The sequence below is a fragment of the Robbsia betulipollinis genome (assembly GCF_026624755.1).
Lineage (GTDB): Bacteria > Pseudomonadota > Gammaproteobacteria > Burkholderiales > Burkholderiaceae > Robbsia > Robbsia betulipollinis.
In genome coordinates this window covers 1,835,048-1,861,719 of sequence record NZ_JAPMXC010000001.1, presented here as the reverse complement: position 1 = coordinate 1,861,719, position 26,672 = coordinate 1,835,048, and the positions used below count along the sequence as shown (strand labels likewise).

Sequence of the window (26,672 nt, the reverse complement as noted above, 5' to 3'; positions counted from 1 at the left end):
GGCAGGGCCGGGGATTGAACGTCGCCCGAGGGGCTGGCAGCGGCAGGCCCCGTGAACGAGCCGATATGATAATCGGGCCGCCGCCGGCGTGGGGGAAACGCCGACGCCGCGGCTGCGGCGGCGAACGGCGCGGCGCGCATATCGGGCCGGTGCGCGGCGTGGCCGGCAGGTCCGGGCGCGGCGTGCGCGCAGGGAAGATCCGGCAGGGAATCCGGCAAAATCGCCGGCCGCGCAACCGCCCGCCCCACGGGGCGCCGTGCGCGACGGCAGGCCCATTTGTTATACTCCGCGGATGATAGCGAAAATCAATGAGGATCGCGCCATGATCCTGGCGCGCGACGTGCTTGGGATCGAAGCCGACGCCGTGCGGGGCGTGGCGGCGCGTCTCGACGCCCGTTTCGCCGATGCCGTGGCGCTGCTGCTGCACTGCACCGGGCGCGTCGTCGTGTCCGGCATCGGCAAGTCGGGCCACATCGCGCGCAAGGTCGCCGCCACGCTCGCGAGCACCGGCACGCCGGCCTTTTTCGTGCACCCCGCGGAAGCCAGCCATGGCGACCTGGGGATGGTCACGGCGGACGACGTCTTCATCGGCATGTCGTATTCGGGCGAAACCGAGGAACTGTTGCGCATCATGCCGCTGGTCAAGCGCATCGGCGCGCACCTGATCGCCATCACCGGCAGCCCGGCGTCGAGCCTCGCCCGACTGGCCGACGTGCATCTCGATGGTGCCGTCGACAAGGAAGCGTGTCCGATGAACCTCGCGCCCACGGCGAGCACCACCGCCGCGCTCGCGCTGGGCGACGCACTCGCGATCGCCGTGCTCGACGCGCGCGACTTCGGCCCCGAGGATTTCGCCCGCTCGCACCCGGGCGGCGCGCTGGGGCGGCGTCTGCTGACTTTCGTGCGGGACGTGATGCGCACCGGCGAACAGATGCCGGTGGTGCCCGCCGACGCCAGCGTCTATGACGCGCTGTTCGAAATCACCGCGAAGCGGCTCGGCATGACGGCGGTGGTCGATGCGCGCAATCAGGTGCTGGGCATCTTCACCGACGGCGATCTGCGCCGCGTGCTCGAACGCACCACCGACCGCATGCCCGACCTGCGCGCGCTCGCGATCCGCGACGTGATGAAATCCGGCCCGCAGACGATCGCCCCCGACCAGCTGGCCGCCGAGGCGGTCCGCCTGATGGAGGCATTCCGCGTCAGCCAGATGCTGGTGGTGGATGCCGCCGGCAGGCTGGTGGGCGCACTCAACATGCACGACCTGTTCAGGGCAAAGGTAATCTGATGCGCACTCTTTCCGGCACGCCGGCCCCCGACACGCTCGAACGGGCCGCGGCGGTCCGCCTGATGGCGTTCGACGTCGACGGCGTCTTCACCGACGGCCGGATCTACTACGGCGCCGAGGGCGAGATGCTCAAGGCGTTCAATACACTCGACGGCCATGGCGTCAAGCAGTTGGCACGCGCCGGCATCGAGGTGGCGATCATCACCGGGCGGCGTTCCGGCAGCGTCGCCGCGCGTGCCGCCGAACTGGGTATCCAGCGGGTGCACCAGGGCGTGCACGACAAGGCGCAGGTGATGGCGGCGCTGCTGGCCGATACCGGCGTGCCGTTCGCCGCGGCCGCCTATATGGGCGACGACTGGCCCGACCTCGCCGTGCTGTGCCGGGTCGGCCTGGCCTGCGCGCCGGCCAATGCCCACGCGGACGTGCTCGCCCGCGTGCATCACGTCACCGCCGCGCGCGGCGGCGAGGGTGCGGTGCGCGAGGCCTGCGACCTGATCCTGCGCGCCCGTGGCGGTTACGACGCCCTGCTCGCCGCCGCCTGCGGAGACTGACGATGGCCGACCGCCTGCCTTCGCGCCTCGCCGCCTACCTGCCCCTGGTCGGCATGGCGATCCTCGCCGGCCTGACCTACTGGCTGCTGCAGTCGTCTCTGAAGCCATCCATCGCGCCCGTCGAGCACAAGGTCCAGCACACGCCGGACTATTTCGCCGACGACATCTCCGTGACGATGCTCGCGTCCACCGGCGCGGCGAAGTACCGCCTGAATGCGCAGTCGATGCTGCATTACGAGGACGACCAGAACACCGATCTGACGACACCCGCGATGCGCTCTTTCACGCCCGGCCAGCCAATCATCACGGCGACGGCCCGACGCGGCGTGGTCAACAGCGACGGCTCGATCATCAATCTCTACGACGACGCGAAGATCGTGCGCGCGCCGGGGCCGGCGGATCCGCCGATGGAAGCGGACTCCCAGCATTTCCTCGTCTTGGCAAACGACGACGTCGTCAAAACCGAAAAGCCGGTTAAACTGCTGCGCGGCCAGTCGATCGCCACAGCGAACGGCATGATCTACACCAACACCACGCGCAACGCGGAGTTGCTCGGACAAGTGCGCGGCTCCATCGCGCCGTCGCAACTCAATGGCGGCACCAGCCGATGAAGATGACATATTCCACTACAGGCCACCCCGGCCGTCCCCGCGCCTGCCGGCGCCCGTCCCGGCGACGACAGGCCGCGGCGGGGCTCGCGCTCGGCCTGGCCGCGTGCCTGGCGGCCTTCGCGCCGGCCTCGCGGGCCGAGCAGGCCGACCGTTCCAAACCGCTGATCTATTCGGCGGATCACCTGTCCTATGACGATCTGAAGCAGACCACGATCCTCACCGGCAACGTCGAACTGACGAAAGGCACGATCATCGTGCGCGGCGACCGCGCCGAGGTGCGGCAGGACCCGGAAGGTTATTCGTACGCGACCGCGACCCGGGACAAGGGTCTGGCCTATATCCGCGAGAAACGCGACGGCGTCGACGAATACTTCGAGGGCAATGCGCGCCGCATCGATTACGACGGCAAGAACGACGTTTCCACACTGGTCGGACAGGCCGTCGCGCGCCGGCTGCAGGGGCTCACGACGACGATCGACGAAGTGCACGGCAGCACGATCCGCTACGACGGCCAGACCGGCTTCTACACCGCGACATCCGGCGGCACGCCCGGCAACACGTCCAGCGGACGGGTACGCGGCATGATTGCGCCGACGACGGCGCCCACCGCCCCCGCCGCTTCTGCGGGCAAGACGCGCGCCACCGGCAGCATCCTGGCGCCGGCACAGACGCTGGAGGACCCGCAGTGAGCACGTCGCGCATTCAGCCGAGCACGCAGCAGGATCTTCGCGCCGCGCGCCGCCCCGCCATCAGCACCGCCGACGGCGGCGCGCGCCGCACGCTCACCGCCCAGCATCTCGAAAAGCGCTACGGCGCGCGCACCGTCGTGAAGGACGTCTCGCTCGAGGTCTCCAGCGGCGAGGTCGTCGGCCTGCTCGGGCCGAACGGCGCGGGCAAGACCACGTCCTTCTACATGATCGTCGGTCTGGTCCCGCTCGACGCGGGCGAGATCCTGCTCGACGACAGGGCCATCTCGCAGTTGCCGATCCACCTGCGCGCGAAGCTCGGGCTGTCCTACCTGCCGCAGGAAGCATCGGTGTTCCGCAAGCTGAACGTCGAGCAGAACATCCGCGCGGTTCTCGAACTGCAGCACGACGCCGACGGCCGCCGCCTGTCGAAGGCCGAACTGGCGTCGCGCACCGACGCCCTGCTCGACGAGCTGCAGATCAGCCATCTGCGGGGCAATGCCGCCCTGTCGCTGTCGGGTGGCGAGCGGCGCCGGGTGGAGATCGCCCGCGCGCTCGCCACCGAGCCGGCCTTCATCCTGCTCGACGAGCCGTTCGCCGGCGTGGACCCGATCGCGGTGCTCGAAATCCAGAAGATCGTCCGCTTTCTGAAAAGCCGCAACATCGGGGTTCTGATCACCGATCACAACGTCCGCGAGACCCTGGGCATCTGCGATCACGCATACATCATCAGCGACGGCCGGGTACTGGCGTCCGGCGCGCCCTCGGACATCATCGAGAACGAAAACGTCCGACGCGTCTATCTCGGCGAACATTTCAGGATGTAGCACGGCAGCCGTGCGCCGCGGCGGCATCGCACGGGGTGTTGTCGCACAGCATCGTTCGCAGCAAATCTCAGGCCAGGGACGCATCGCTTGGCCACATGCGGGTTTCGCCGGTGGGACAAAGCCACTACAATACTTGTCGACACCATGAAAGCCAGCCTCCAGTTACGCCTATCGCAACACCTCGCGCTCACGCCGCAACTGCAGCAGTCGATCCGACTGTTGCAGCTTTCGACGCTGGAACTGCAGCAGGAAGTCGCCACCGCCGTCGCCCAGAACCCACTTCTCGAAAACGAGGACGACTGGAGCGGCAAATCGATGCGCGTGGCCACCGACGGCTCGCTCGTCGGCCCGGGCGCCTCGCCGGGCCCGTCCAGCACCGAGCCGCCTTCTCACCATGACGACCGCGGCCAAGCCGGCGACGGCGCATCCGGCGCGACGAGCACGTCCGAGCGCGGCGCCGAAGGCGAGCCAGGCGGCCTGGATTCGGTCGGCCGCGATGACGGCAGCGGCGACGGGCCGAGCTGGAGCCTGGACGACTACGCCCGCCCCGGCGCGCCCAGCGACGACGACGACATGCCGCCGATGCAGCTGGAAGAGGTCCAGACGAATCTGCGCGATCACCTGAACGACCAGCTCGCGCTGACGCAGGTGGACCAGCGCGACCGGGCCCTGGTGACCTTCCTGATCGAATCGATCGACGACGCCGGCTATCTGACCACCGGGCTCGACGAGATCATCGCCGAGCTCCCGGACGACTACGGCATCGAGATCGACGACCTGAACAACGCCCTGGTCCTGCTGCAGAGCTTCGATCCGCCCGGCGTCGGTGCGCGCTCGCCGTCCGAATGCCTGACCCTGCAACTGCGGCGCCTCGACAACACCGCCACGCGGGCGCTGGCCATCGAGATCGTCGGCAAGCACCTGGAACTGTTGGCCGCGCGCGACTTCACCCGGCTGCGCCGCCATTTGAAAGTCGGCGACGACGAACTGCGCGACGCGCACGTCCTGATCCGCTCGCTGGAGCCCTTCCCCGGCGCCGCCTTCGGCAGTTCCGAGGCGGACTACGTGGTGCCGGACGTCCTGGTGCGCAAGAGCAGCCAGGGCTGGATCGCCGAACTGAACCCGGAAGTCGTGCCGCGCCTGCGAATCAACAACCTGTACGCGAACATCCTGCGCAACAACCGCGGCGACCCCGGCAGCGGCTCGCTGCGGCAGCAATTGCAGGAAGCGCGCTGGTTGATCAAGAACATCCAGCAGCGCTTCGACACGATCCTGCGCGTCGCGCAAGCGATCGTCGAACGGCAGAAGAACTTTTTCGCGCATGGGGAAATCGCGATGCGTCCCTTGGTTTTGCGGGAAATTGCTGATACGCTAGGTCTACACGAGTCGACTGTGTCGCGCGTCACCACCGGCAAATACATGCTGACGCCGTCCGGAACGCTCGAGTTCAAGTTTTTCTTCGGGTCCCATGTTTCCACGGATACCGGCGGTTCGGCCTCGTCCACCGCCATCCGTGCATTGATCAAGCAGCTGATAGGAGCCGAAAACCCGAAAACGCCGCTTTCGGACAGCCGGATTGCCGAACTTCTGGGCGAGCAGGGATTCGTCGTCGCACGACGCACCGTCGCCAAGTACAGGGAAGCGCTCCGCATTCCGGCAGTCAATCTGCGCAAGTCCTTGTAGCCCGGTGCATGTCGCGCCGGGTTCATACCGGCCGCGACGCCTTGCCCGGAGACGGGTGAACGTGCGGCCCCAGCATGGGAGAGCAGCTATGAATTTGACCATCAGTGGGCACCATCTCGACGTTACCCCTGCACTGCGCGAATACGTAGTCAATAAACTGGACCGGGTGCTGCGGCACTACGACCAGGTGATTGATGCCGCCGTCCTGCTTGTCATGGACAATCATCGGGAAAAGGACAAACGTCAGCGTGCCGAGATTACCCTGAGGGTCAAGGGCCGGGACATCTTCGTCGAGAACGCGGACGGCGATCTTTATGCGGCGATCGACCTTCTGGTCGACAAGCTGGACCGTCAGGTGCTGCGTCACAAGGACCGGCTTCAAGGACACCCACGCGATGCGATCAAATACCGCTCGGAAGGCATCGAGGCGGGGATATCGTGACGCAAGCGAACGTGGCGCCGCGTCGACCTTGCGGCGTTTCGACGCACTGCTGAAAGGGCTTGGCACATAGGTGCCATGTTCGCGCCGCACCCCGCACTGTCTCCGGACAACGGGCCTCTCGCAGGCACCCAGTATCGCAAGGGCCGGCAGGGCAGCATGGGAAGCGGCAAGGAGCCGACGGCAGCATCGTCGGCTCTTTACTTTTGACGCCCTCGTGCGAAGCGAGACGATTCTGACGCCAGCGAGCGCGCAAGATTCGTGCGTGCTGCCTTATAATATGTCGTTCATCCTCGGGGGAGTATCGGCCAGGGATCGCCGTTCTGGAAAGACCCAAGTGGGTGCGTGTCAGGGCTTTCGAGATGCGGTTCCCGCCTTTCACAATGAATCGTCTAGCCAAACTGTTACCGCTTGAAAATGTCGTCCTCGGCTTGTCCGTGACCAGCAAAAAGCGTGTATTCGAACAGGCCGGTCTGATTTTCGAAAATCAGAACGGCATCGCCCGCAGCACCGTCACCGACAACCTGTTCGCGCGCGAACGGCTGGGTTCGACCGGGCTTGGCGAGGGCGTCGCGATTCCACACGGGCGGATCAAGGGGCTGAAGCAGCCGCTCGCCGCCTTCGTGCGCCTCCAGGAAGCCATCCCGTTCGAATCGCCGGATGGCCAGCCCGTGGCGTTGCTGATTTTTCTGCTGGTGCCCGAACAGGCCACGCAGCAGCATCTGGAAATCCTTTCCGAAATCGCCCAGTTGCTGTCGGACCGGAACACACGCGGTGCGCTCGCCCTGGAGCAGGATGCCGGCGCGGTGCATCGACTATTGACCGAATGGCAAGGCTGAGTCGCCGCTGTCCTGCGTGGAGCTAGTGGTTCATGGACATGTCCAGCATCAATGCGCAAAGCATCTTCGACGACAACGCCGCGGAGCTGAAGTTGGGCTGGCTGACCGGCCATGAAGGCTGGGAGCGCGGCTTTTCCCCGGAAACGGTGGCGAACGCCACGTCCGGCGCGGATCTCGTCGGCCACCTGAACATGATCCATCCGAACCGGATCCAGGTGCTGGGCGACGCGGAACTGCTGTACTACCAGCGCCAGACCGACGAAGCCCGGTCGCGGCACATGGCGGAACTGATCGCGCTCGAACCGCCCTTCCTGGTGGTTGCCGGCTCGACCGAGATACCCGACGAACTGGTACTGCGCTGCACCCGCTCGTCGACGCCGCTCTTTACCACGCCGCTGTCCTCGGCCGCCGTCATCGACACGCTCCGCTTGTACATGTCGCGCATCATCGCGCCACGCGCGACGATGCACGGCGTCTTCCTCGACATTCTGGGCATGGGCGTGCTGCTCACCGGGGATTCCGGGCTGGGCAAGAGCGAGCTCGGCCTGGAACTGATCAGCCGCGGCAACGGGCTGGTGGCCGACGACGCCGTCGATTTCGTGCGTCTGGGCCCGGATTTCATCGAAGGGCGCTGCCCGCCGCTGCTGCAGAACCTGCTGGAAGTCCGGGGCCTCGGCCTGCTCGACATCAAGACCATCTTCGGCGAGACGGCGGTGCGGCGGAAAATGAAGCTCAAGCTGATCGTCCAGCTCGTGCGCCGTCCGGACGGCGAGTTTCACCGGCTGCCGCTCGACGCGCAAACCGTCGACGTGCTCGGCCTGCCGATCTCGAAAGTCATCCTGCAGGTGGCGGCCGGCCGCAATCTGGCGGTGCTCGTCGAGGCGGCCGTGCGCAACACGATCCTGCAATTGCGCGGCATCGACACGTTACGCGACTTCATGGACCGGCAGCGCCAGGCGATGCAGGACCCGGACAGTCAGTACCCGGGCAAGCTCGTCTGATTCGCGACCGACGACCCGACACACGGCGACATGTGGCGGGGTACTATTGAACGGGCATCACACCCTCCAGGGCTTGCGGACAGACCATCGCCATGCGCATCATTCTCATCACCGGCATTTCGGGCTCCGGCAAATCGGTGGCGTTGAATGCACTCGAAGACGTCGGTTACTACTGCGTCGACAATCTCCCCCCCCGGTTTCTCCCCGAACTCGCTGCCTTTCTCGCCAGCGACGGCTGCAGCCGCCTGGCGGTGGCCATCGACGCGCGCTCCGGCAACTCGCTGCACGACATCGCGCGCATGCTCGACGACCTGCGTGCCAGCGGCCACACGACGCGCGTCCTGTTCCTCAACGCGAGCACCCAGTCGCTGATCGCCCGCTTCTCGGAAACGCGCCGCCGCCATCCGTTGTCGGTCTCGTCGGGCGAAGCCCTGCCGCGCAGCGAATCGTCGCTCGCCGACGCGATCGAGGGCGAGCGCGAGTTGCTCAGCGGCCTGACGGAACTGGGTCACCAGCTCGACACCAGCAGCCTGCGGGCGAACACGCTGCGCGCTTGGGTGCGCACCTTCGCCGAGCATCAGAACGAAGGCCTGACGCTGATGTTCCAGTCGTTCGGTTTCAAGAAGGGGCTGCCGCTCGACGCGGACTACGTGTTCGACGTGCGCTCGCTGCCGAATCCGTATTACGACACGGCCCTGCGGCCGTTGACCGGACGCGACCAGCCGGTCATCGATTTCCTGTCGGACATCCCGGAAGTCCACGAGATGATCGAGGATATTTCCGCTTTCCTGAAAAAATGGCTGCAGAGCTTCCGCGACGACAACCGCAGCTACCTGACCGTGGCGATCGGCTGCACCGGCGGACAGCACCGCTCGGTCTTCATCGCCGAAACGCTCGCCCGACGCTTCGGCGGCGCGGACCAGGTCATCCTCCGGCACCGCGAAATTGCTCCCGTCGACGCTGTCGACACCCCTTCCCCCGCGCCGCGCCACTGACTGGCCCCGAACCCGCCATGGATACCCCGTTCGCCGACCTGCCGCTGTTTCCCCTGGGAACCGTGCTCTTCCCCGACGGCCTGCTGCCGCTGCGGGTCTTCGAGGCGCGCTATGTCGACATGGTCGGCGAATGCCTGCGCAAGAACACGCCGTTCGGTGTCTGTCTGCTCAGGAGTGGCACCGAGGTGACGCAGGCAGGACAGGTGCCGATCCCGGAAGCGGTCGGCTGTCTGGCGGACATCGTCGATTGCGATATGGAACAGCTCGGCGTGCTTCTGGTGCGCTGCCGGGGCAGCCGGCGTTTTCGCCTGCTGTCCTCGCACACCGAGAAGAACGGCCTGCTGCGCGGCATCGTCGAACCGGTGGGCGACGACGTTCCCGCCGAGACGGCGGAAAGCGCCCTCCAGCTCGCCTCCTGCGCCGAAGTGCTCGGACGGATCATCGATACGCTCGGCGAACGCGAGAAGGGCGGGAGCGGCGCCAGCCTGCCTTTCATCGCGCCCTACCGGCTCGACGACGCGACCTGGGTCAGCAACCGTCTCGCCGAGGTGCTGCCGATTTCCATCAAGGCCCGGCAACAGTTGATGGAACTCGAGGACGCGGGCGCGCGGCTCGACATCGTCCACCAGTACATGCGCCGCAATCAGCTTCTCTGACGGGTCTTCGCGCACCGCCTAGATCAGCGAGCCGTGCAGCGCATCCAGTATCCGTCGCACCGGCGCCGGCAGGCCGTACCGGTCCAGATCCCGCCGGTCCACCCACGCCACCGGCGCGTCCGGCGTGCCGAGCAGGCGTCCGCCCTGCGGTTCGCCGCAGGCGATGCGCACGGGCGCGATTTCCAGGCGGAAATGGGTGAACGCGTGCACGAACGGCGTGAGCCGGCTGAAGCTCTCCGGCTGCCCGCCGAATTCGCGTGCCACGTCCCGCGCCTGCGCTTCGTCCTCGACCTCGGGCAGGCTCCACAGGCCGCCCCAGACGCCCGTCGGCGGACGGCGGTGCAGCAGCACGAACGGTTCCGCCTCCAGGATCAGCATCACGGTGCGCCGCGTGGGCGTGACCTTCGGCGCACGGCGCGTGGGCAGTTCGCGCTGGCGGTGCGTCAGGTTGGCGACGCAATCGGCCGCGAACGGGCAGCGCGGACAGTCCGGATTCGCCCGCGTGCACAGCGTCGCGCCCAGATCCATCAGACCCTGGGTGTAGCGGCTCATGTCGTCGTCGGACGGCGTGGCGGACACGCCCCGCGGCGGCATCGGCAGCAGCGATTCGGCCAGCGTCCACATCGCCGTTTCGATGCGTTTCTCGCCGGGGAAGCCCTCGATGCCGAACACGCGCGCGAGCACGCGCTTGACGTTGCCGTCGAGAATGGCTTCGTGCCTGCCGAAGGCGAAGGCCGCGATGGCCGCGGCGGTGGAACGGCCGATGCCCGGCAGGCTCGCGAGATCGACGGCGTTTTCGGGAAAACGCCCGCCGAAGCGCGTCATCACCTGCTGTGCGCATCGATGCAGATTGCGCGCACGCGAATAGTAGCCAAGGCCGCTCCAGAGCGTCATGACATCGTCGTCCGGCAACGCGGCGAGTGCGGCCACATCCGGGCAACGCGCCAGAAAGCGCGCGTAGTACGGGATCACCGTGGCGACCTGCGTTTGCTGCAACATCACTTCCGAGAGCCAGATCCGGTAGGGGTCGCGCGTGCGTTGCCACGGCAGATCGTGCCGGCCGTGCGCACGCTGCCAGGCCAGCAGGCGCGGCGCGAAGTCTTCATGGGCGATCATGGTTTCCTTGGAGGGCGGCACACGTCACCGCTGGCAGACCGGGCAATAGAAGGTCGAGCGCTGCCCCTGGACGATCTTGCGAATCGTCGTGCCGCAGACGCGGCAGGGTTGTCCGGCACGGTCGTACACGGCGTGCTCGATCTGGAAATAGCCGCTCTCGCCGCTGCTGCCGATGAAGTCGCGCAGCGTGCTGCCGCCCTTCTCGATCGCCTTGGCCAGGATGTCGCGCACGGCGACCGCCAGCCGCTCGTAGCGCGCGCGGGAAACCTTGCCGGCCGCCAGCGTCGGCCGGATACCGGCGCGGAACAGCGATTCCGATGCGTAGATGTTGCCCACGCCGACGACGATCGTCCCCGCCAGCAGCGCCTGCTTGACCGCGACCGACCGGCCGCGCGTGCGGCGAAACAGCAGGTCCGCGGTAAATTCCGGGGAAAACGGCTCGACGCCCAGGCTGGCCAGCAGCGGGTGCAGCAGCACGTCGCCGGCGGCGCGGGGATGCCAGAGCACCGCGCCGAAACGGCGCGGATCGCGCAACCGGAGGATGACCTCGTCGAACACCCAGTCGACATGGTCGTGCCGTCCCACCGGGGTCTCGCGCTCGCTGCCCGTCAGCACGCGCAGTGTGCCGCTCATTCCCAGATGCAGGATCAGCCAGCCGGCGTCGGTTTCCAGCAGCAGGTACTTGCCGCGGCGCGCGACGCGCTCGATCACCCGGTCGCCCAGGAGCTGCGCGAGCTCGGGCGGGATCGGCCAGCGCAGCGACGGCGCGCGCACCGTGACCCGCGCGATCCGGCGCCCGCTCACGTGCGGTTCGATGCCCCGCCGCGTGACTTCGATTTCCGGCAGTTCAGGCATGATCCAGATCCAGGTCCAGGGAAAGGTTGCGCGCATCGCGGTTCGAAGCGCGGTTCGAAGCATCGCCCGAATCGCGTCCCGGGCAGCAAGTCCGATCTCCGCGCCGATCCGCAGGCCGACAATGTACCAGCGCCGCACGAAGTTCGCTCGCCGCGCTCCCGATGGCGGCGGTTTTCGGCGAATCGGATGTTGACGTGGTTGTCGCGATACAATCGAATAAACAAAGCCCGGATCATATGAACCTTCCTTTCGCCACACCTGATTCCACACCGGATCCCAAGCGGAACATGCATCAGGACCCGATCGTGCCCGCGGCGACCGCGGCGTCGCTTGCGCCATCGTCCGCATCGTCATTCGCCTCGGGCTTCGGCTCGCTGAGAACGGTGGCCCTGGCCGTCGCCGCGGCGTTCTGCGTGCCGCTGGCCGCCTGCGCGCAGATGGGCGCGACGAGTGCCCAGGCGCAGCCGCAGCAGCCGCCCGCGGGCCCATCGGACTCGGGGGGCATGACGGTTCCGGCGCAGGCGCCGCGGGCCGCGGTGCGCACCCGTTTGCTGCCCACCACCGCGGCGCAGCCGGATCTGCCCAACCGCGAGCTGACCAGTCAGATCATGTTCCAGGTGCTGGCGGCGGAAATCGCGCTGCAGCGCGGGCAGGTCGCGCCGGCTTACCAGACCTATCTGGCGCTGGCGCGGGATACGCAGGATCCGCGCATGGCGCAGCGCGCGTCGGAGATCGCCGTCGGCGCGCAAAGCATTCCCGACGCCCTGACGGCGGCCCGACTGTGGCACCAGTATGCCCCGTCGGACCCGCAGGCCGCGCAGCTCGACGCGTCGCTGCTGGTGCTCAACGGCTATCTGGACGAAGCGCGCCCGCTGCTTGCCCGGCAGCTCGCCGCGGTGCCCGATGCGCAACGCGGCGACGCGATCCTGTCGCTGCAGTTGCTGATCGCGCGCGGCTCGGACCGTATCGGCGGCATCCACGCGCTGCGCGAGTTGCTGCGGGACGACATGCAGCGGCCCGAGGCGTACACGGCGATCGGCCGTCAGCAGATCGTCGCCAACGACGCCCCCGGCGCGCGCGCGTCGTTCCTGGCCGCGTTGAAGCTCAAGCCCGACTACGAACCCGCCGCCCTGATGCTCGCGCAGATGGGCGGCGACGAACGCCGCCAGGCGATCGCCATCGTCGCGGACTACACGGCCCAGCATCCGAACGAACGCAACCCGCGCTTCCTGCTCGCGCAGCTCTATCTGGCCGACAACCAGCTCGACCCGGCGCGCCAGCAGTTCGAGGCAATGCGCAAGATGAACGCGAAGGATCCGGCGCCGCTGCTGGCGCTCGGCCTGATCGCGATGCAGAACAAGCAGGAACGCGACGCCGAGAAGTACTTCGTCGCCTACGCGGACGTCGCCGATCAGCAGCCCGACGCGCAGCGCGTCGATGCCGGTCCGGCCTATCTCTATCTCGCGCAGATGGCGGCGGACCGCAAGGAACTGGCCACCGCCGACCACTGGCTCGGCAAGGTCGATCGCGGCAGCAGCCAGTATGTGGCCGCGCAGATCGCCCGCGCGCAGTTGCAGACCTCGCAGAAGCAATACGATCAGGCCGGCGCGACGCTTGCCGCGGTCCAGCCGCGCAACGCGCGCGAGGCCGTCGGCTTGGGCCGCGCGGAAGCTGCCGTGCTGATGCAGGCGGGCCGCTATCCGCAGGCCGAGCAGAAGCTCGCGTCGCTGCTCGAACTCGTACCGGACAATCCCGACGTCATCTACGACTACGCGATGGCCGCGGAGCGCAACGGCCATTACGACCTGATGGAGAACGAACTGCGTCGTCTGATCGTGGTCGACCCGAACAATGCCCAGGCGTACAACGCCCTGGGCTATTCGCTCGCGGACCGCAATCAGCATCTGGACGAAGCGGACAAGCTCGTGCAGAAGGCGCTCGCGCTGGCACCCGGCGACGCCTACATCATGGACAGCGCGGGCTGGGTCAAATACCGGATGGGCGACAAGGACGCCGCGGTCGATCTGCTGCGCCGCGCCTATCAGGCGCAGCCCAATGCGGAGATCGGCGCGCATCTGGGCGAGGTTTTGTGGCGTCAGGGCAAGCAGGACGAGGCTCGCCAGGCGCTGCACGCGGCACAGCAAATGGATCCCACCGACCCCACGCTGATCCGCACGCTCGATCAGCTCAAGCTCGCTCCCACGCCATGACGCACATGCTCCTCCGCAACCCGACCGGTCCCGCCATGCGTCGTGCGCTGACCCGCACGGCGGCCGGCGCGACCCTGCTGCTGGCGGCCACCGGTGCCGCCCTTCTGTCCGGCTGCGCGACCCCGCAGCAGAAAACCGAGGTGGCGACCGCGCGCGCCAGCACGGCGACCGCATACCAGGGCCGCTTCGCGGTCCGCTACCCGGATGCGAACGGCGAAACCCGCAACGCCTACGGCAACTTCTCCTGGGACGAGCAGGCGGACGCGGTCACGCTGTCGCTGCGCAATCCGCTGGGCAGCGTGCTGGCGATCGTCGTCGCAACGCCCACCAGCGCCACGCTCGAATTGCCGAACCAGGCGCCCCGCACCGCCTCGAACGTCGAGGAATTGATGCAGGCGTCACTCGGCTTTCCGATGCCGGTCAGCGGCCTGCGCTACTGGCTGAAGGACCAGGCCGCGCCCCAGTCGCACGCGAAGACCACGACCGATGCGAACGGGCGCATCACGCAAATCGTCCAGGATGGCTGGCAGATCGACTACGTCGCCTTTGCAGACGCGGCGGCGGCCGGGGTCACCGATGCGACCGGCGGCCATCCCACGGCGGTCCGCCGGATGAATCTGGCACGCAAGGGCTTGAACACCGATGCGCCGCTCGAAGTCAAACTCGTGATCAACCCCTGACGCGCTTTGCCCTTCCGGCCTACCGGCCGGCAGCCGCGCACGACCCCGTTTCACGCGCACGACATCTGCCAGGAACACGCGACATCGCATGACTGAATCCACCTTGTCGGCCACGCCGGCCGGCGCCGGCGACCCGGACGCATTGCATGACTGTCTCGCCCCGGCCAAGCTGAACCTGTTCCTGCACATTACCGGCCGTCGCGCCGATGGCTATCACGCCCTGCAGACCGTTTTCCAGATGGTCGACTGGGGCGACCGGCTCCATTTCACCCGGCGCGACGACGGCCTGATCGTGCGGCTCATGCCGCTGCCCGGGGTGGAGGAAGCGTTCGACCTGACGGTACGCGCCGCGCGCCTGCTGCAGGCGCATACCGGGTGCCGCTACGGCGTGGACATCACCGTCGACAAGGTCCTGCCGATGGGCGCCGGTCTGGGAGGCGGCAGCTCGGACGCGGCGACCACCCTGCTGGCGCTGAACCGCCTCTGGGGGCTGTCGCTGCCACGCACGGCCTTGCAGGCACTGGCATTGCGCCTCGGCGCCGACGTCCCGTTCTTCGTCTTCGGCCGCAATGCGTTCGCCGAAGGCGTGGGTGAGGCATTGCAGGCGGTACCCACGCCAGCCGCCCATTTCCTGATCGTCACGCCGCCGGTGCACGTGCCCACCGCGGAAGTTTTCAGCGCAAAGGATTTGACACGCGATTCGAAACCCATCACAATTACGGACTTTCTCGGGGCACAAAGACCCGCTGGCAGTCAGCGCCTCTTCGGGCGCAACGACATGCAGGCGGTGGTCGCGGGGAAATACGCCGAGGTGGCGCGGGTGCTGAGATGGTTTTCGGGCATCGCGCCGGCCCGGATGTCGGGATCGGGAGCGAGCGTGTTTGCTTCCTTTGCCGATCGGCAGGAGGCGCTCGCAGCACAGGCGACCTTGCCCCCGGGCGGCAGTTGGAAGAGCGTGGTGGCGGCCGGACTGGAAACGCACCCGCTTCACGACATGGCACGGTAGCGAAGCATTTCGACAAAACGAAGCTTGAAAGTTCTTGTCAAAAAGGTTGTTCCGGCGTACAATCTGCGCCGAAAGAAGCGAAGCACTGAACGTCAAAAACTGTGAAAGCGGTTCTTTCGGCAGACGTTCAAGCGGCGCGCATCATCGAAGGTCGTAGGGGAGTGGCCAAGCGGTTAAGGCACCGGATTTTGATTCCGGCATGCGAAGGTTCGATCCCTTCCTCCCCTGCCAAGATTTCATCGCATCACGCGAGTCGAAGGCAGCAGCCCTTACGCTCGGGCCTGCTGTTCATACAGCCAGCGCAACACTCTCGTCCCCATCCAAGTGACACCCCCAAGCAGGTACATGATGAACGAAGGCCTGATGGTTTTCACTGGCAATGCCAATCCTGGTCTCGCCGAGGAAGTCGTCAAGATCCTGGGCATTCCGCTCGGCAAAGCCATGGTCAGCCGGTTCTCCGATGGCGAGATTCAGGTCGAAATCATGGAGAACGTCCGGGGCAAGGACGTTTTCGTGCTGCAGTCCACCTGCGCGCCGACGAACGACACGCTGATGGAACTGATGATCATGACCGACGCGCTGCGACGCGCGTCGGCAGGTCGGATCACCGCCGCCATCCCGTATTTTGGCTATGCCCGCCAGGATCGTCGTCCCCGCTCCGCGCGCGTCGCCATCTCCGCGAAAGTGGTCGCGAACATGCTGCAGATCGCCGGCGTGAACCGCATCATCACGATGGACCTGCACGCGGACCAGATCCAGGGGTTCTTCGATATCCCGGTGGACAATATCTACGCCACGCCGGTGCTGCTGGACGACCTGCGCAAGCGCAACTACGACAATCTGATGGTCGTGTCGCCGGATATCGGCGGCGTGGTGCGTGCCCGGGCGCTGGCCAAGCAATTGAATACCGATCTCGCGATCATCGACAAGCGCCGCCCGAAGGCGAACGTCGCCGAGGTGATGAACATCATCGGTGACGTCGAAGGCCGCAACTGCGTGATCATGGACGACATGGTCGACACCGCCGGCACGCTGTGCAAGGCGGCACAGGTCCTGAAGGAACGCGGCGCGCTGCGGGTGTTCGCCTATGCGACGCACCCGGTTCTGTCCGGCGGTGCCGGCGCGCGCATCGCGGCGTCGGAACTCGACGAACTGGTGATCACCGATACGATTCCGCTGAGCGAGGAAGCCCGCAGCTGCCCGAAGATCCGCACCCTGACGAGCGCCGGCCTGCTGGCGGAAACGTTCTCGCGCATCCGCCGCGGCGACTCGGTGCTGTCGTTGTTCGCGGACGGCGAGTACATGCCGACGCTCTGATCGAGACGCCGGACGAGGCGGCGCAGGTTTCCGCGCCGCCATTTCGCATTTCCCGCATTGCCCCCTTTCGCCGCTCGCGGCCGGAAGGAACAGTCGGTCCGGACGAACGAAGGTCCGGACCGTTCATTCAAAGGGCTCGGCGACGAGCCCGATACACCGCCTGGTCGCGGGCGGTTTCTGGAGAAACACGATGGACGTTATCGCTTTTGAGCGCAGTGCACAGGGAACGGGTGCGAGCCGCCGCCTGCGCCGCGCAGGCAAGACCCCCGGCATCGTTTACGGTACCGGCGAACCGCAAGTGATCGAGCTCGATCACAACGCGTTGTTCCACGCCCTGCGCAAAGAGGCTTTTCACGCTTCGATCCTGAACCTGAAGGTCGGCGACGGCGCGAGCCAGCAAGTGCTGCTGCGCGACGTGCAATACCACCCGTTCAAGCCGCTGGTTCTGCATGTCGACTTCCTGCGCGTCGATGCATCGCGCGTGCTGCACACGAAGGTGCCGGTTCACTACCTGAACCAGGAAGGCTCCCCGGCGGTCAAGCTGAGTGGCGGCGTGATCACGCACGTGCTGTATGACCTGGACATCGTCTGCCTGCCGTCCGCCCTGCCGGAATTCGTCGAAGTCGACCTCGCGAATTTCACGATCGGTCAATCGGTGCATGCGAAGGAAGTGAAGTTGCCCACGGGCGTGACCCTGGCACCGGCTTTCGCGCAGGAGAACCCGGTGATCGTCACCGCGACGGCACCGGCGGCGATCCTGTCCGCGGAAGACGCGGCAGCCGACGACAGCGAAGCCGCACCGGCTGCCTGAGCGATTCGCTGAGTCCGACGGACTGCGGGTGTCAAAGCCCGCTGGCCCCGGACCTGCTCTTCCCTGCCTCGATCCGACGTGTCCGAGCGCGCCTGGCGCCGCTGGACAATGCTCCGATCCGACCCGCCGCGCGCTGCACGGCGGGTTTTTTTCGTCGCCAGCGATGCTGGCCCCTTTCCGCCACGCTCCAACGGAATGCGATGATCAAAGTAATCGCCGGTCTCGGCAACCCTGGCCCCGAGTACGTCACGACCCGGCACAATGCCGGCTTCTGGCTGATCGACCAGCTCGCCCGCGATGCGGGTGCGACGTTGCGCCACGAACCCCGTTTCAATGCGCTGGTCGCGAAAGCGCGGCTCTATGGCAATGACGTGTGGCTGATCGAGCCACAGACCTTCATGAACCGTTCGGGTTTCTCGGTGGCGGGGCTTGCGCGGTTCTTCAAGATCCTGCCCGACGAGATTCTGGTCGCGCACGATGAACTGGACCTGCCGCCCGGGATCGTCAAGCTCAAACGCGGCGGGGGCACCGGTGGCCATAACGGCTTGAAGGACATCACCGCGCAGTTGACGACGCCGGACTACTGGCGCCTGCGCATCGGCATCGGCCACCCACGCGAACTGCTGCCGCAGGCGTCGGGCAAGCCGGATGTGGTCAATTTTGTCCTGAAGGCACCACGCCGCGAGGAACAGGAACCGATCGACGCCGCAATCGAGCGTAGCCTCGCCGTGATGCCGCAGATCGTGCAGGGGGAAAGCGAGCGCGCCATGATGAACCTGCACCGCTCGGAAGACTAGCTTCCAGGTACCGGGGGCGTTTCGGCCTCTCTCTCGGCATCCCCCTTCGCGGCGGTCAGCCTTTCGTACTTGCGCAGCAGGGTCTCGCGCGACTCGACGTGCAGGGGGTCCAGCGGAATGCACTCCACCGGACAGAGCATCTGGCATTGCGGCTCGTCGAAGTGGCCGACGCACTCGGTGCATTTTCCCGGGTCGATCTCGTAGATCTCGATGCCCATCGTGATCGCACCGTTCGGGCAGGCCGGTTCGCACACGTCGCAGTTGATGCACTCGTCGGTAATCGTCAATGCCATGATCAGCTCGGCATGTCGTCCGCGCCGTCGTCGGTTTCGGCGACCTTCCGGATCAAGCGAGCCTCCACCGACGGGAACACGAACTTGCTGACATCGCCATGCAGTTGCGCGACTTCGCGCACCATCTGCCCGGAGATGAACTGGTACTGATCCGATGGCGTCATGAACATCGTCTCGACGTCCGGCAACAGATAACGGTTCATCCCCGCCATCTGGAACTCGTATTCGAAATCCGAAACCGCCCTGAGTCCGCGCACGATCACGCGTGCCTCGCAACTGCGCACGAAGTCCTTCAGCAGCCCCGAGAACCCCTCCACGCGCACGTTGGGGTAGTGCCCGAGCACGTCGCGCGCGATTTCCAGCCTTTCCTCCAGCGTGAAGAACGGGCCCTTCTTCCGGCTCGCGGCCACGCCCACCACCAGCACGTCGAACATGCTCGCCGCACGACGCACGAGATCCTCGTGACCGCGCGTGAGCGGGTCGAACGTGCCGGGATATACCGCTGTAATCATTGTCTTCTCCACTGTCCCCAACAAAATGTCAGGGTGTCGCATCTTTTCGGGCCCATCCTTGCGGCATGCTCGAACGGGCCGCGAGTGCATGATTCATCCGTTGTCGCCTGCGGTCTCGTCTGCGGTTTCGTCCGCCGCTTCGTCCGCCTGCTGCCGCAGCAGATGATAATGCACCGCGCCGGCTTTGCCGTACCGCGCAATGCGCCAGCCGACGGCATGCAATTGCGCGAACGCCGCGGCGAGCGCGGGGTCGGCCATTTCCGGCGGCAGCGCCCGCGCCGCCTCCGGATCGAGCGGCACCGGGGATTCGACGTAGATATCGCCCGCGGCGCTCGCCAGCCGGGCGGCAACCGGCAAGGCCTTGGCGAGCAGCGCGCCGTCGAACGGCGGATCGATGAAGATCACGTCGAAACTCTGCGGCGCGAGCCCGGCGGCCAGCCGCAACGCATCGGCCTCGGCCACCTCCACCGCGCCCGCGCCCAGCCGCGCCTTCACCGCGCGCAACTGCGCCGCCGCCTTGGCCTGACGCTCGACCAGCAGAACCCGGCGCGCGCCGCGCGACGCCGCCTCGAAACCCAGCGCGCCGGTGCCGGCGAACAGGTCCAGGCAGACCGCCCCCGCGAGCTCCTGGCCCAGCCAGTTGAACAGCGTCTCCCGCACGCGGTCCGGGGTCGGCCGCAGCCCCTGCGCGTCGACGACCTGCAGCGGCGTGCGCTTCCAGTCGCCACCGATGATGCGCACCTGCTGCGGTGCGTGGCGCACCGCTCGCGCGGCTGCCTTGCGGTCGGTGGGCGCGCTGCTGGCGGGGGCGCCGGAGCGCGCACGGTGGGAGGACGAAGGACGATTCATGTCAGCGTGTGGAGGGTGGCGATGGCGAGGCCCATTATCGCAGACTCGGCCGTCCCGGCCAGCATTCAACGCCGTGCCCCCAGCACCAGTGTGGTCTGCCGCGCGGGATCGATCCATTTCGCGAAGGTCGCCATGGCCTGCGCGAGCGACACCGCCGCGACGTGCTCCGGCCAGCGCAGCAGATGATCGAGCGGCAGACGATCGAAACCGATGTCGGCGGCGTGGCGCAGCAGCTTCGCGTTCGAATCGAACGCCAGTGCGCGGCCGTCGATCAGCTCCCGACGCGTGCGGTCGAACTCGGCCGCGTCGACGCCCTGCTCGACAAAGCCGCGCAAGGTTGCGTGCACCGCGTCCAGCGCCTGCTGCGCCTGATCCCGGCGCGTCTTGAGGGCGATCCGGTGCTCGCCGAGGCGCGACATGAACAACGCGCTCGAGACTTCGTAGGCGAGGCCGAGGCGGTCCCGCACCACATCGTTGAGCCGCCAGGAGAACATCCGGTTGGCGAGCATCAAGGGAAAATAATCGGCGTCGCCCACGCCCGGCACGCGTGCGCCGATCGCGATATGCGCCTGGCTCGCGGGATGGTCGAGCGTCAGCCGCCGCCCCATGGCCGCCGCGGGCGGCGGCGCGACGGCGTTTGCCTCTTCCGGCTCGCCGCCGGTGCGCGACGCGGTGTCCGACGGCGCTGCCAACGGGCTGGCGCCCGCCGGCAGCGCCAGCGCGAGGGTCTCGGCGATGCGTTCGGCATCGGCGCGCGTGAGGTCGCCGACCAGCGTGATGATGGCCCGGGAACGCACGAAATACTGCCGGTGAAACGCCGCGACATCCTGTCGGCCGATCGCCGCGATGCTCCCGGCATCCGCGACCACGCCGAACGGATGCCCGGCGTAGAGCGCCTGCGTCAGCCGCAGATTGCAGAGCTGTTCGGGATCGGTCAGCTGCTCCTCGGCGAAGGCAAGCAAGCGCTCGCGCTCGCGTTCGAAGGGGCGCGCCGCCCACGCGGGTGCGGCCAGCATCGCGCAGAGCAGCAGCAGCGCGCGCTCCAGCAGCACGGGCTGCGACAGCGAACGCAGTCCGATGGCGATGCGGTCCGCCTGCGCGTCCGCCGCCACCTTCGCGCCGATATCGTCGAACGCGTGCTCGGCGGCCTCCTCGCGCATCGCCGGCAGCGCGCCATAACGCTTCTGCCCGGTCAGCAGCAGGCTCGCCACCATTTCGGACAATCCCGCCCTGCCCGGCGGATCGAAGCAGCTTCCGGCATCGAAATCGATGTTCAGATCGACGATCGGAATCGAGCGCCGCGCCGCGTACACCACGCGCACGCCGCTCGACGTGGTCCAGCCTTCCAGCACGGGGCCGCCGTGGACGGGATGCGGGTCAGCGGGCATCGCGTCGTCCCGGCCGCGCTCGCGCGGCAGCGTCGCCTGCGGGAGCGTCGTCATGCCGGGGCGGGCGTTCGGCGGCCGTTGCGTCGTTCCCATCTTCGTCTTCTTCCTCTTCCTCGTTGTCTTCCTGGCCCTCGTCCGCGTCTTCCGTCGACTCGCTCGGCAGCAGCACGGCGACCGTCATCGTTTCATCGGAAAAATAGCGCGCGGCGACATCCTGCACCTGCCACGGGGTGACCGCCGCCAGGCGCGCATCGATGATGCGCACGTCGTCGGCGAGCCCCAGCATCGCCATGCGGCCGAGTTCGTCGGCCTGCTCGAACACGGAATCGCTGCGATAGAGCCGCGACGACAGCAACTGCGTGCGCACGCGCTGCAGCGCGCCTGGCGTCACTCCGTCGCGGGCGATCGTGGCGATCGCCGCGCGCAGGCCGCGTTCGACGCGCGTCGGCGTCACCTCGGCCGCGCACACCGCGCCGACGATGAACAGGCCCGGTTCGCGCGCCAGGTAGTCGTAGGTCGCCCAGGTCTCGTCGGCCAGCCGGCGGCGCCGGACCAGCGCGGTTTCGAGCACGCGGCCCCAGTCGAGGAGTTCCGCCAGCACCGCCAGCGCATAGACGTCGTCGTCCGCGCGCGGGTCGCTCAGGCGCGGCACCTTGAAACCGAGCGCGAGCTGCGGCGCGGGCACCAGCGCGCGGGTGGCGATGCGGCGCGTGCCGCGCTGCGCCGGCTCGTGCTGGGCGCGACGCCGCGCCGGGGCCGCGGAGACCGCCGGCGCCGCGGGCGCAATGCCGCCGAAACAGCGTTGCGCGAGCGCGAAGACCGCCTGCGGCGCGACATCCCCGGCCACCACCAGCAGCGCGTTGTCCGGGCGATACCAGTTCTCGTACCAGTGCCGCGCATCCTCCGCCCGCATCGATTCGAGATCGCTCATCCAGCCGATGATCGGCCAGCGCTGCGGGGACGCGTGAAAGGCGCTCGCGTACAGGCTTTCGTAGAGCAGGCCGGCCGGATCGTCGTCGCTGCTCTGGCGCCGCTCCTCCATCACGACGCGGATCTCGCGCTCGAACTCGGCGTCGGTGATCCGCAGGTCCGTCATGCGCTCGGCTTCCAGCGCCATGACGTCGGCGAGCCGCGAGGCCGGCGCCTCGACCGTGTAGGCGGTGTAGTCCGTCCAGGTCAGCGCATTCGCGTAGGCACCCAGCGCACGCATCTGCTGATCGTATTCGCCGGGGCCGTAACGGGTCGTGCCGTTGAACATCATGTGTTCGAGAACGTGGGCGATGCCGGTCACGCCGCTGCTTTCGTCGAGCGAGCCGGCGCGGTACCAGAGCGCATGCCCGACGACCGGGGCACGATGATCCTCCAGCACGAAGACCTCCAGGCCATTGCTCAGCGTGTGCCGGCTGACCGGCGCATCGAACGCGGGGGGCGCATCGGCCAGCGAAGCGATCGCGGCGTCGAGCGCCGCATCCGCGGGCGCATGCGACGATTCGGGCATCGAACCTCTACGATCCATACACTTCCTCTCTGCTAAAATACGGTGCGCTATCGAGGCGCCATCCGAAGGTGACGACAAGCGCAGGCAAGGCGCGCCCTGACGCGTCACCTCCACGTCGAGTTTCCACCATGTTCAGTTTTTTCAAACGCTTCAGCCGCTCGCAGGCCGAACCCGCGCCGGTAGAAAAGCGCGATGATACCCCCGCGCCGACACCCCCGCAGGCGTCATCCGAGACGCGTGCGCCGGAGCGCGGCGCCACGGCCCCCGTCGTTCCGGCGGCCGCGCCCGCGGCGCCTCCGCCCGCTCCCGCGCCGGCCGATGCGCCGGCACCCGCCGTGCAGGGGGGCGAGATGCCGCCGATGACCGCTTCGCCGGTGGTCGAAACGCCTTCGGTGACCCGCACGCCCGCTGCCGAAACCCCGCATGTGCCGGCCGCGCGGACGCCGCCGGCCAGTGACGCCGCGCCGATCGCGCAGCCTTCGATCGCGCAGCCTTCGATCGCGCAGCCTCCGGTTGCACAGCCTCCAGTTGCACAGCCTCCAGTTGCACAGCCTCCGGTTGCACAGCCTCCGGCCGCGCAGCCTTCGGTCGCGCATGCCGATCCCATCGCGACGGCGCCGGTCGTCCACGCGCCGCCCGCCGCGCCCGTGCCGCTCGCGCACGCGGATCCCATCGTACGATCCGCGCTGCCCGCGCATGCCGATCCGATCGCCCGCGCGCCGTCGGTGGCACCAGCTGTTCCACCGGCGCCACCGCCGATCGTGCATGCCGATCCGATCGTGCAGGTGTCTTCCGCCGCACCCGCCGTACCCCGCACGACCGACGGCGATGCCGCCAAACCGCGGCCGTTCATCAGCCGGCTCTGGGGCCGCGGCAAGAGCGACGCCGAGATCGAGGCCGACGGCGCGCCGGGCGACGACGCCACCGGCAGCGAGGACGCCTACGAGATCATCCCGCCGCCTCCGCCCGATCCGGGCGCGCGCCAGTCGTGGCTGACGCGGCTGCGTTCGGGCCTGTCGAAGACCAGCGCGGGACTGACCGGCATATTCGTCGGCGTCAAGGTCGACGACGCCTTGTTCGAGGAACTCGAAACCGCATTGCTGATGTCCGACGCCGGCATGGACGCCACCGAGTTCCTGCTCGAATCGCTCAAGCAGAAGGTGCGCATCGAACGCCTGAGCAACGGCGCGCAAGTCAGGGAAGCCTTGCGCGAACTGCTCATCGAACTGCTGGCGCCGCTCGAGCGCTCGATGGTGCTGGGCCGCGCGCAACCGCTCGTCGTGATGATCGCCGGGGTGAACGGCGCCGGCAAGACCACCAGCATCGGCAAGCTTGCGAAACATCTGCAAAGCTATGGCCAGTCGGTGCTGCTGGCGGCGGGCGACACCTTCCGTGCCGCCGCTCGCGAACAGCTCGTCATCTGGGGCGAGCGCAACAACGTAACGGTGGTCGAGCAGTCGGGCGGCGATCCGGCGGCGGTGATCTTCGACGCGGTCAATGCCGCGCGCGCGCGCAGGATCGACGTGATGATGGCCGATACCGCCGGGCGCCTGCCGACCCAGCTGCATCTGATGGAGGAGTTGCGCAAGGTGAAGCGCGTGGTCGGCAAGGCGATGGACGGCGCGCCCCATGAAGTCCTGCTCGTGATCGATGCGAACACCGGGCAGAACGCGCTGACCCAGGTGAAGGCGTTCGACGACGCGCTCGGCCTCACCGGACTGATCGTCACCAAGCTGGACGGCACCGCGAAAGGCGGCATTCTCGCGGCCATCGCCCGGCAGCGGCCGATTCCGGTGTACTTCATCGGCGTCGGCGAATCGGTGGACGACCTGCAACCGTTCTCGGCTGCGGAATTCGCCGACGCGCTGCTCGGCATCGAACCGCTCTAGGCCACCTTGACCGTGAATTCGCCGAGGCCGTCGACGCCGCCCGTCATCACGTCGCCGCGGACGATGCGGCCGACCCCTTCCGGCGTCCCCGTGTAGATCAGGTCGCCCGGGAACAGCGCGAACAGTCCGGAGAGATAGGCGATCGTATCCGGCATCGACCAGATCATGTCGGCGATATCCGAACGCTGCCGCTCCTCGCCGTTGACCTTCAGCCAGATCGCGCCCTTGGCGAGGTGTCCGACCGACTCGGCCGGATGGATAGGACCGATCGGTGCCGAATGATCGAAGCCCTTCGCCACCTCCCAGGGGCGACCCAGTTTCTTCGCCGCCGCCTGCAAATCGCGCCGCGTCATGTCCAGACCCAGCGCATAACCGTAGACATGGTCGAGCGCCTGCGCCGCGGCGATGTCCCGGCCGCCACGGCCGATCGCCGCCACCAGTTCCATCTCGAAATGCACGTCCTCGGATGCCGGCGGATAGGGAAAACGGCCTTCGGTGCCGGGTGCGACATAGACGATGGCGTCGGTCGGCTTGCCGAAAAAGAACGGCGGCTCGCGGTCCGGATCATGGCCCATCTCACGCGCGTGCGCCGCATAGTTGCGTCCAACGCAATAGATGCGCCGCACCGGAAACGACGCGTCGCTGCCGGCGACGGGCACCGCGACGGGCGCGGCGGGGTCGAATACGTAAGCCATCGGACATTCTCCATTCAGAAAAGGCACAGCGGGCGGCGGCACCCGGGCGCTCGGCCTCGCGGTCAGCGCCGCCGGGATACGAAAACACGGACGGAAAAACGTTATAGTACCCTGCGGCGCACGAGCGCAAGACCGGCCGCGCGCTCGTCCTTTTTTCTTCATGCTGGCTGGATATGAACCCGATCTCCCCCCCTTTCGCCTGCGCGTCCCTGATCAAGGAAATCGGCCGGGGTGCGCACGGCGCCCGCGCCCTGTCCCGCGACAGTGCGCACGACCTCTATGCGGCGATGCTCGACGGCCGGGTCGGCGACGTCGAACTGGGCGCGATCCTGATCGCGTATCGCATCAAGGGCGAGACGCCCGCCGAACTGGCCGGCATGCTCGGCGCGGCGCATGCACACATCGCCGCGATCGACGCCCCCGCGGGCGCCTGCCGCCCGGTGGCGATTCCGTCCTACAACGGGGCTCGCAAGCAACCGAACCTGACGCCCCTGCTCGCGATGCTGCTGGCCCGCGAGGGCGTGCCGGTCGTGGTGCACGGCGTGCGCACCGATGCCGGACGGGTGACCAGCGCGGAAATTTTCGCGGCACTGGGTATCGATGCGGCGGCGTCCGCGGCACAGGCCGCGCAAAGGCTCGCCGACGACCGTCTGGCCTTCGTGCCGATCGACGTGCTGTCGCCGGGCATGACGCGTCTGCTGCAACTGCGCGCGCCACTGGGGGTGCGCAACACCACCCACACGCTCGTCAAGCTGCTCGACCCGTTTCGCGTGTCGGCGGCCCGGCCCGACGGCGCGGTGCGCCTGGTCAACTATACGCATCCGCCCTACCGCGACAGCCTGACCGGCCTGTTCGGCGCCTATCCCGATATCGCGCATGGCGATGTATTGCTTGCCCGCGGCACGGAAGGCGAGGCGGTCGCCGATACGCGCCGGCAGGTGCAGATCGACTGGTTGCGCGATGGCCGGGCCGAAATCCTGGTGTCCGCCGCGCGCCGGGAAGCCGACGCCGCCGCGCCGCGCCTGCCGGCGTCGCTCGAAGCCGCAGCGACCGCGGACTGGATCCGCGAGGTACTGATGCACACGGACCGCATACCCGATGCGATCCTCAGGCAGGTCGACGACATTGCCCGGATTGCCCGCTCCAATGTCAGCAAAAGTCTCTAAGCTTTGTCCAAAAT

General features: G+C 67.6%; 27 protein-coding genes and 1 tRNA gene. 20 read left to right on the top strand and 8 right to left on the bottom strand.

The features are described from left to right. Nucleotides 1-292 precede the first annotated feature (292 nt). From OVY01_RS08100 to OVY01_RS08050, 11 genes are all read left to right on the top strand, one after another. Entirely contained in the window at nt 293-1,288 is a 996-nt protein-coding gene (locus OVY01_RS08100) for a KpsF/GutQ family sugar-phosphate isomerase (protein ID WP_267846951.1), read from the top strand. Then, nucleotides 1,288-1,839 carry a KdsC family phosphatase gene (locus tag OVY01_RS08095; protein ID WP_267846950.1) on the top strand — a complete coding sequence of 184 codons (552 nt, stop codon included), beginning with the start codon at nt 1,288-1,290 and terminating at the stop codon, nt 1,837-1,839. Before OVY01_RS08100 ends, OVY01_RS08095 begins: the two co-directional genes overlap by 1 nt. A 2-nt stretch (nt 1,840-1,841) precedes the next feature. Further along, complete coding sequence (gene lptC, locus OVY01_RS08090) at nt 1,842-2,450, top strand: LPS export ABC transporter periplasmic protein LptC (RefSeq protein WP_267846949.1); 609 nt, start codon at nt 1,842-1,844, stop codon at nt 2,448-2,450. A 2-nt stretch (nt 2,451-2,452) separates the two neighbouring features. Then, nucleotides 2,453-3,139, top strand: a complete 687-nt coding sequence (gene lptA / locus OVY01_RS08085) for a lipopolysaccharide transport periplasmic protein LptA (RefSeq protein ID WP_267846948.1) — start codon at nt 2,453-2,455, stop codon at nt 3,137-3,139. Then, nucleotides 3,136-3,963, top strand: coding sequence for an LPS export ABC transporter ATP-binding protein (lptB, locus tag OVY01_RS08080; protein ID WP_432422194.1), 828 nt, complete (start codon nt 3,136-3,138; stop codon nt 3,961-3,963). The genes lptA and lptB overlap by 4 nt, the downstream gene beginning before the upstream one ends. Before the next feature lie 144 nt (nt 3,964-4,107). Further along, the gene (locus tag OVY01_RS08075; RefSeq protein WP_267846947.1) at nt 4,108-5,646 is read left to right on the top strand and encodes an RNA polymerase factor sigma-54; all 1,539 of its coding nucleotides are present in this window, start codon (nt 4,108-4,110) and stop codon (nt 5,644-5,646) included. Nucleotides 5,647-5,734: 88 nt separating this feature from the next. Continuing rightward, nucleotides 5,735-6,088, top strand: coding sequence for a ribosome hibernation-promoting factor, HPF/YfiA family (gene hpf, locus OVY01_RS08070; protein ID WP_267846946.1), 354 nt, complete (start codon nt 5,735-5,737; stop codon nt 6,086-6,088). A 359-nt stretch (nt 6,089-6,447) separates the two neighbouring features. Further along, a complete protein-coding gene (locus OVY01_RS08065) occupies nt 6,448-6,924 on the top strand; it encodes a PTS sugar transporter subunit IIA (protein WP_267846945.1) in 477 nt (158 codons plus the stop codon). A gap of 32 nt (nt 6,925-6,956) precedes the next feature. Next, nucleotides 6,957-7,925: an HPr(Ser) kinase/phosphatase gene (hprK, locus tag OVY01_RS08060; protein ID WP_267846944.1), complete on the top strand. Its 969-nt coding sequence runs from the start codon at nt 6,957-6,959 to the stop codon at nt 7,923-7,925. Nucleotides 7,926-8,017: 92 nt separating this feature from the next. Further along, nucleotides 8,018-8,920, top strand: a complete 903-nt coding sequence (gene rapZ, locus OVY01_RS08055; protein WP_267846943.1) for an RNase adapter RapZ — start codon at nt 8,018-8,020, stop codon at nt 8,918-8,920. A gap of 17 nt (nt 8,921-8,937) precedes the next feature. Further along, on the top strand, nt 8,938-9,576 hold the full coding sequence (locus OVY01_RS08050) for an LON peptidase substrate-binding domain-containing protein (RefSeq protein ID WP_267846942.1): 639 nt from the start codon (nt 8,938-8,940) through the stop codon (nt 9,574-9,576). Between the two features lie 18 nt (nt 9,577-9,594). Here OVY01_RS08050 and mutY read toward each other — a convergent pair whose 3' ends face one another. Beyond that, complete coding sequence (mutY, locus tag OVY01_RS08045) at nt 9,595-10,692, bottom strand: A/G-specific adenine glycosylase (protein ID WP_267846941.1); 1,098 nt, start codon at nt 10,690-10,692, stop codon at nt 9,595-9,597. A 24-nt stretch (nt 10,693-10,716) separates the two neighbouring features. Beyond that, nucleotides 10,717-11,547: a bifunctional DNA-formamidopyrimidine glycosylase/DNA-(apurinic or apyrimidinic site) lyase gene (mutM, locus tag OVY01_RS08040; RefSeq protein WP_267846940.1), complete on the bottom strand. Its 831-nt coding sequence runs from the start codon at nt 11,545-11,547 to the stop codon at nt 10,717-10,719. 287 nt (nt 11,548-11,834) lie between these two features. Between mutM and OVY01_RS08035 the strand changes: the two genes are divergently transcribed. From OVY01_RS08035 to pth, 7 genes are all read left to right on the top strand, one after another. Then, nucleotides 11,835-13,757, top strand: coding sequence for a tetratricopeptide repeat protein (locus tag OVY01_RS08035; protein WP_267846939.1), 1,923 nt, complete (start codon nt 11,835-11,837; stop codon nt 13,755-13,757). A 5-nt stretch (nt 13,758-13,762) separates the two neighbouring features. Further along, complete coding sequence (lolB, locus tag OVY01_RS08030; RefSeq protein ID WP_432422227.1) at nt 13,763-14,437, top strand: lipoprotein insertase outer membrane protein LolB; 675 nt, start codon at nt 13,763-13,765, stop codon at nt 14,435-14,437. An 88-nt stretch (nt 14,438-14,525) separates the two neighbouring features. Continuing rightward, on the top strand, nt 14,526-15,443 hold the full coding sequence (gene ispE, locus OVY01_RS08025) for a 4-(cytidine 5'-diphospho)-2-C-methyl-D-erythritol kinase (protein WP_267846937.1): 918 nt from the start codon (nt 14,526-14,528) through the stop codon (nt 15,441-15,443). 155 nt (nt 15,444-15,598) lie between these two features. After that, nucleotides 15,599-15,674, top strand: a tRNA-Gln gene (locus OVY01_RS08020). Nucleotides 15,675-15,788: 114 nt separating this feature from the next. Further along, nucleotides 15,789-16,760 (top strand): ribose-phosphate pyrophosphokinase, encoded by a 972-nt coding sequence (locus OVY01_RS08015; protein ID WP_267846936.1) that lies wholly within the window; start codon nt 15,789-15,791, stop codon nt 16,758-16,760. A 190-nt stretch (nt 16,761-16,950) separates the two neighbouring features. Beyond that, nucleotides 16,951-17,571 carry a 50S ribosomal protein L25/general stress protein Ctc gene (locus OVY01_RS08010; protein WP_267846935.1) on the top strand — a complete coding sequence of 207 codons (621 nt, stop codon included), beginning with the start codon at nt 16,951-16,953 and terminating at the stop codon, nt 17,569-17,571. Nucleotides 17,572-17,771: 200 nt separating this feature from the next. Beyond that, on the top strand, nt 17,772-18,368 hold the full coding sequence (pth, locus tag OVY01_RS08005; protein ID WP_267846934.1) for an aminoacyl-tRNA hydrolase: 597 nt from the start codon (nt 17,772-17,774) through the stop codon (nt 18,366-18,368). On the opposite strand, the gene OVY01_RS08000 is transcribed toward pth, so the two are convergent. From OVY01_RS08000 to OVY01_RS07980, 5 genes are all read right to left on the bottom strand, one after another. Beyond that, entirely contained in the window at nt 18,365-18,661 is a 297-nt protein-coding gene (locus OVY01_RS08000; protein WP_267846933.1) for a YfhL family 4Fe-4S dicluster ferredoxin, read from the bottom strand. The genes pth and OVY01_RS08000 overlap by 4 nt on opposite strands. A 2-nt stretch (nt 18,662-18,663) precedes the next feature. Next, on the bottom strand, nt 18,664-19,173 hold the full coding sequence (gene coaD, locus OVY01_RS07995; RefSeq protein WP_267846932.1) for a pantetheine-phosphate adenylyltransferase: 510 nt from the start codon (nt 19,171-19,173) through the stop codon (nt 18,664-18,666). 93 nt (nt 19,174-19,266) lie between these two features. Beyond that, complete coding sequence (gene rsmD / locus OVY01_RS07990) at nt 19,267-20,022, bottom strand: 16S rRNA (guanine(966)-N(2))-methyltransferase RsmD (protein ID WP_267846931.1); 756 nt, start codon at nt 20,020-20,022, stop codon at nt 19,267-19,269. A gap of 65 nt (nt 20,023-20,087) precedes the next feature. Beyond that, nucleotides 20,088-21,464: a M16 family metallopeptidase gene (locus OVY01_RS07985; protein WP_267846930.1), complete on the bottom strand. Its 1,377-nt coding sequence runs from the start codon at nt 21,462-21,464 to the stop codon at nt 20,088-20,090. Next, complete coding sequence (locus OVY01_RS07980) at nt 21,400-22,926, bottom strand: M16 family metallopeptidase (RefSeq protein WP_267846929.1); 1,527 nt, start codon at nt 22,924-22,926, stop codon at nt 21,400-21,402. Before OVY01_RS07980 ends, OVY01_RS07985 begins: the two co-directional genes overlap by 65 nt. A 629-nt stretch (nt 22,927-23,555) precedes the next feature. On the opposite strand from OVY01_RS07980, the gene ftsY reads away from it, so the two are divergent. After that, a complete protein-coding gene (gene ftsY / locus OVY01_RS07975; protein ID WP_267847709.1) occupies nt 23,556-24,797 on the top strand; it encodes a signal recognition particle-docking protein FtsY in 1,242 nt (413 codons plus the stop codon). Here the strand turns inward: ftsY and OVY01_RS07970 are convergent. Continuing rightward, nucleotides 24,794-25,492: a fumarylacetoacetate hydrolase family protein gene (locus OVY01_RS07970; protein WP_267846928.1), complete on the bottom strand. Its 699-nt coding sequence runs from the start codon at nt 25,490-25,492 to the stop codon at nt 24,794-24,796. The two genes, ftsY and OVY01_RS07970, sit on opposite strands and share 4 nt — an antisense overlap. 173 nt (nt 25,493-25,665) lie before the next feature. Here OVY01_RS07970 and ybiB point away from each other — a divergent pair, with 173 nt between their 5' ends. Beyond that, nucleotides 25,666-26,658 (top strand): DNA-binding protein YbiB, encoded by a 993-nt coding sequence (gene ybiB / locus OVY01_RS07965; protein WP_267846927.1) that lies wholly within the window; start codon nt 25,666-25,668, stop codon nt 26,656-26,658. Nucleotides 26,659-26,672 lie beyond the last annotated feature (14 nt).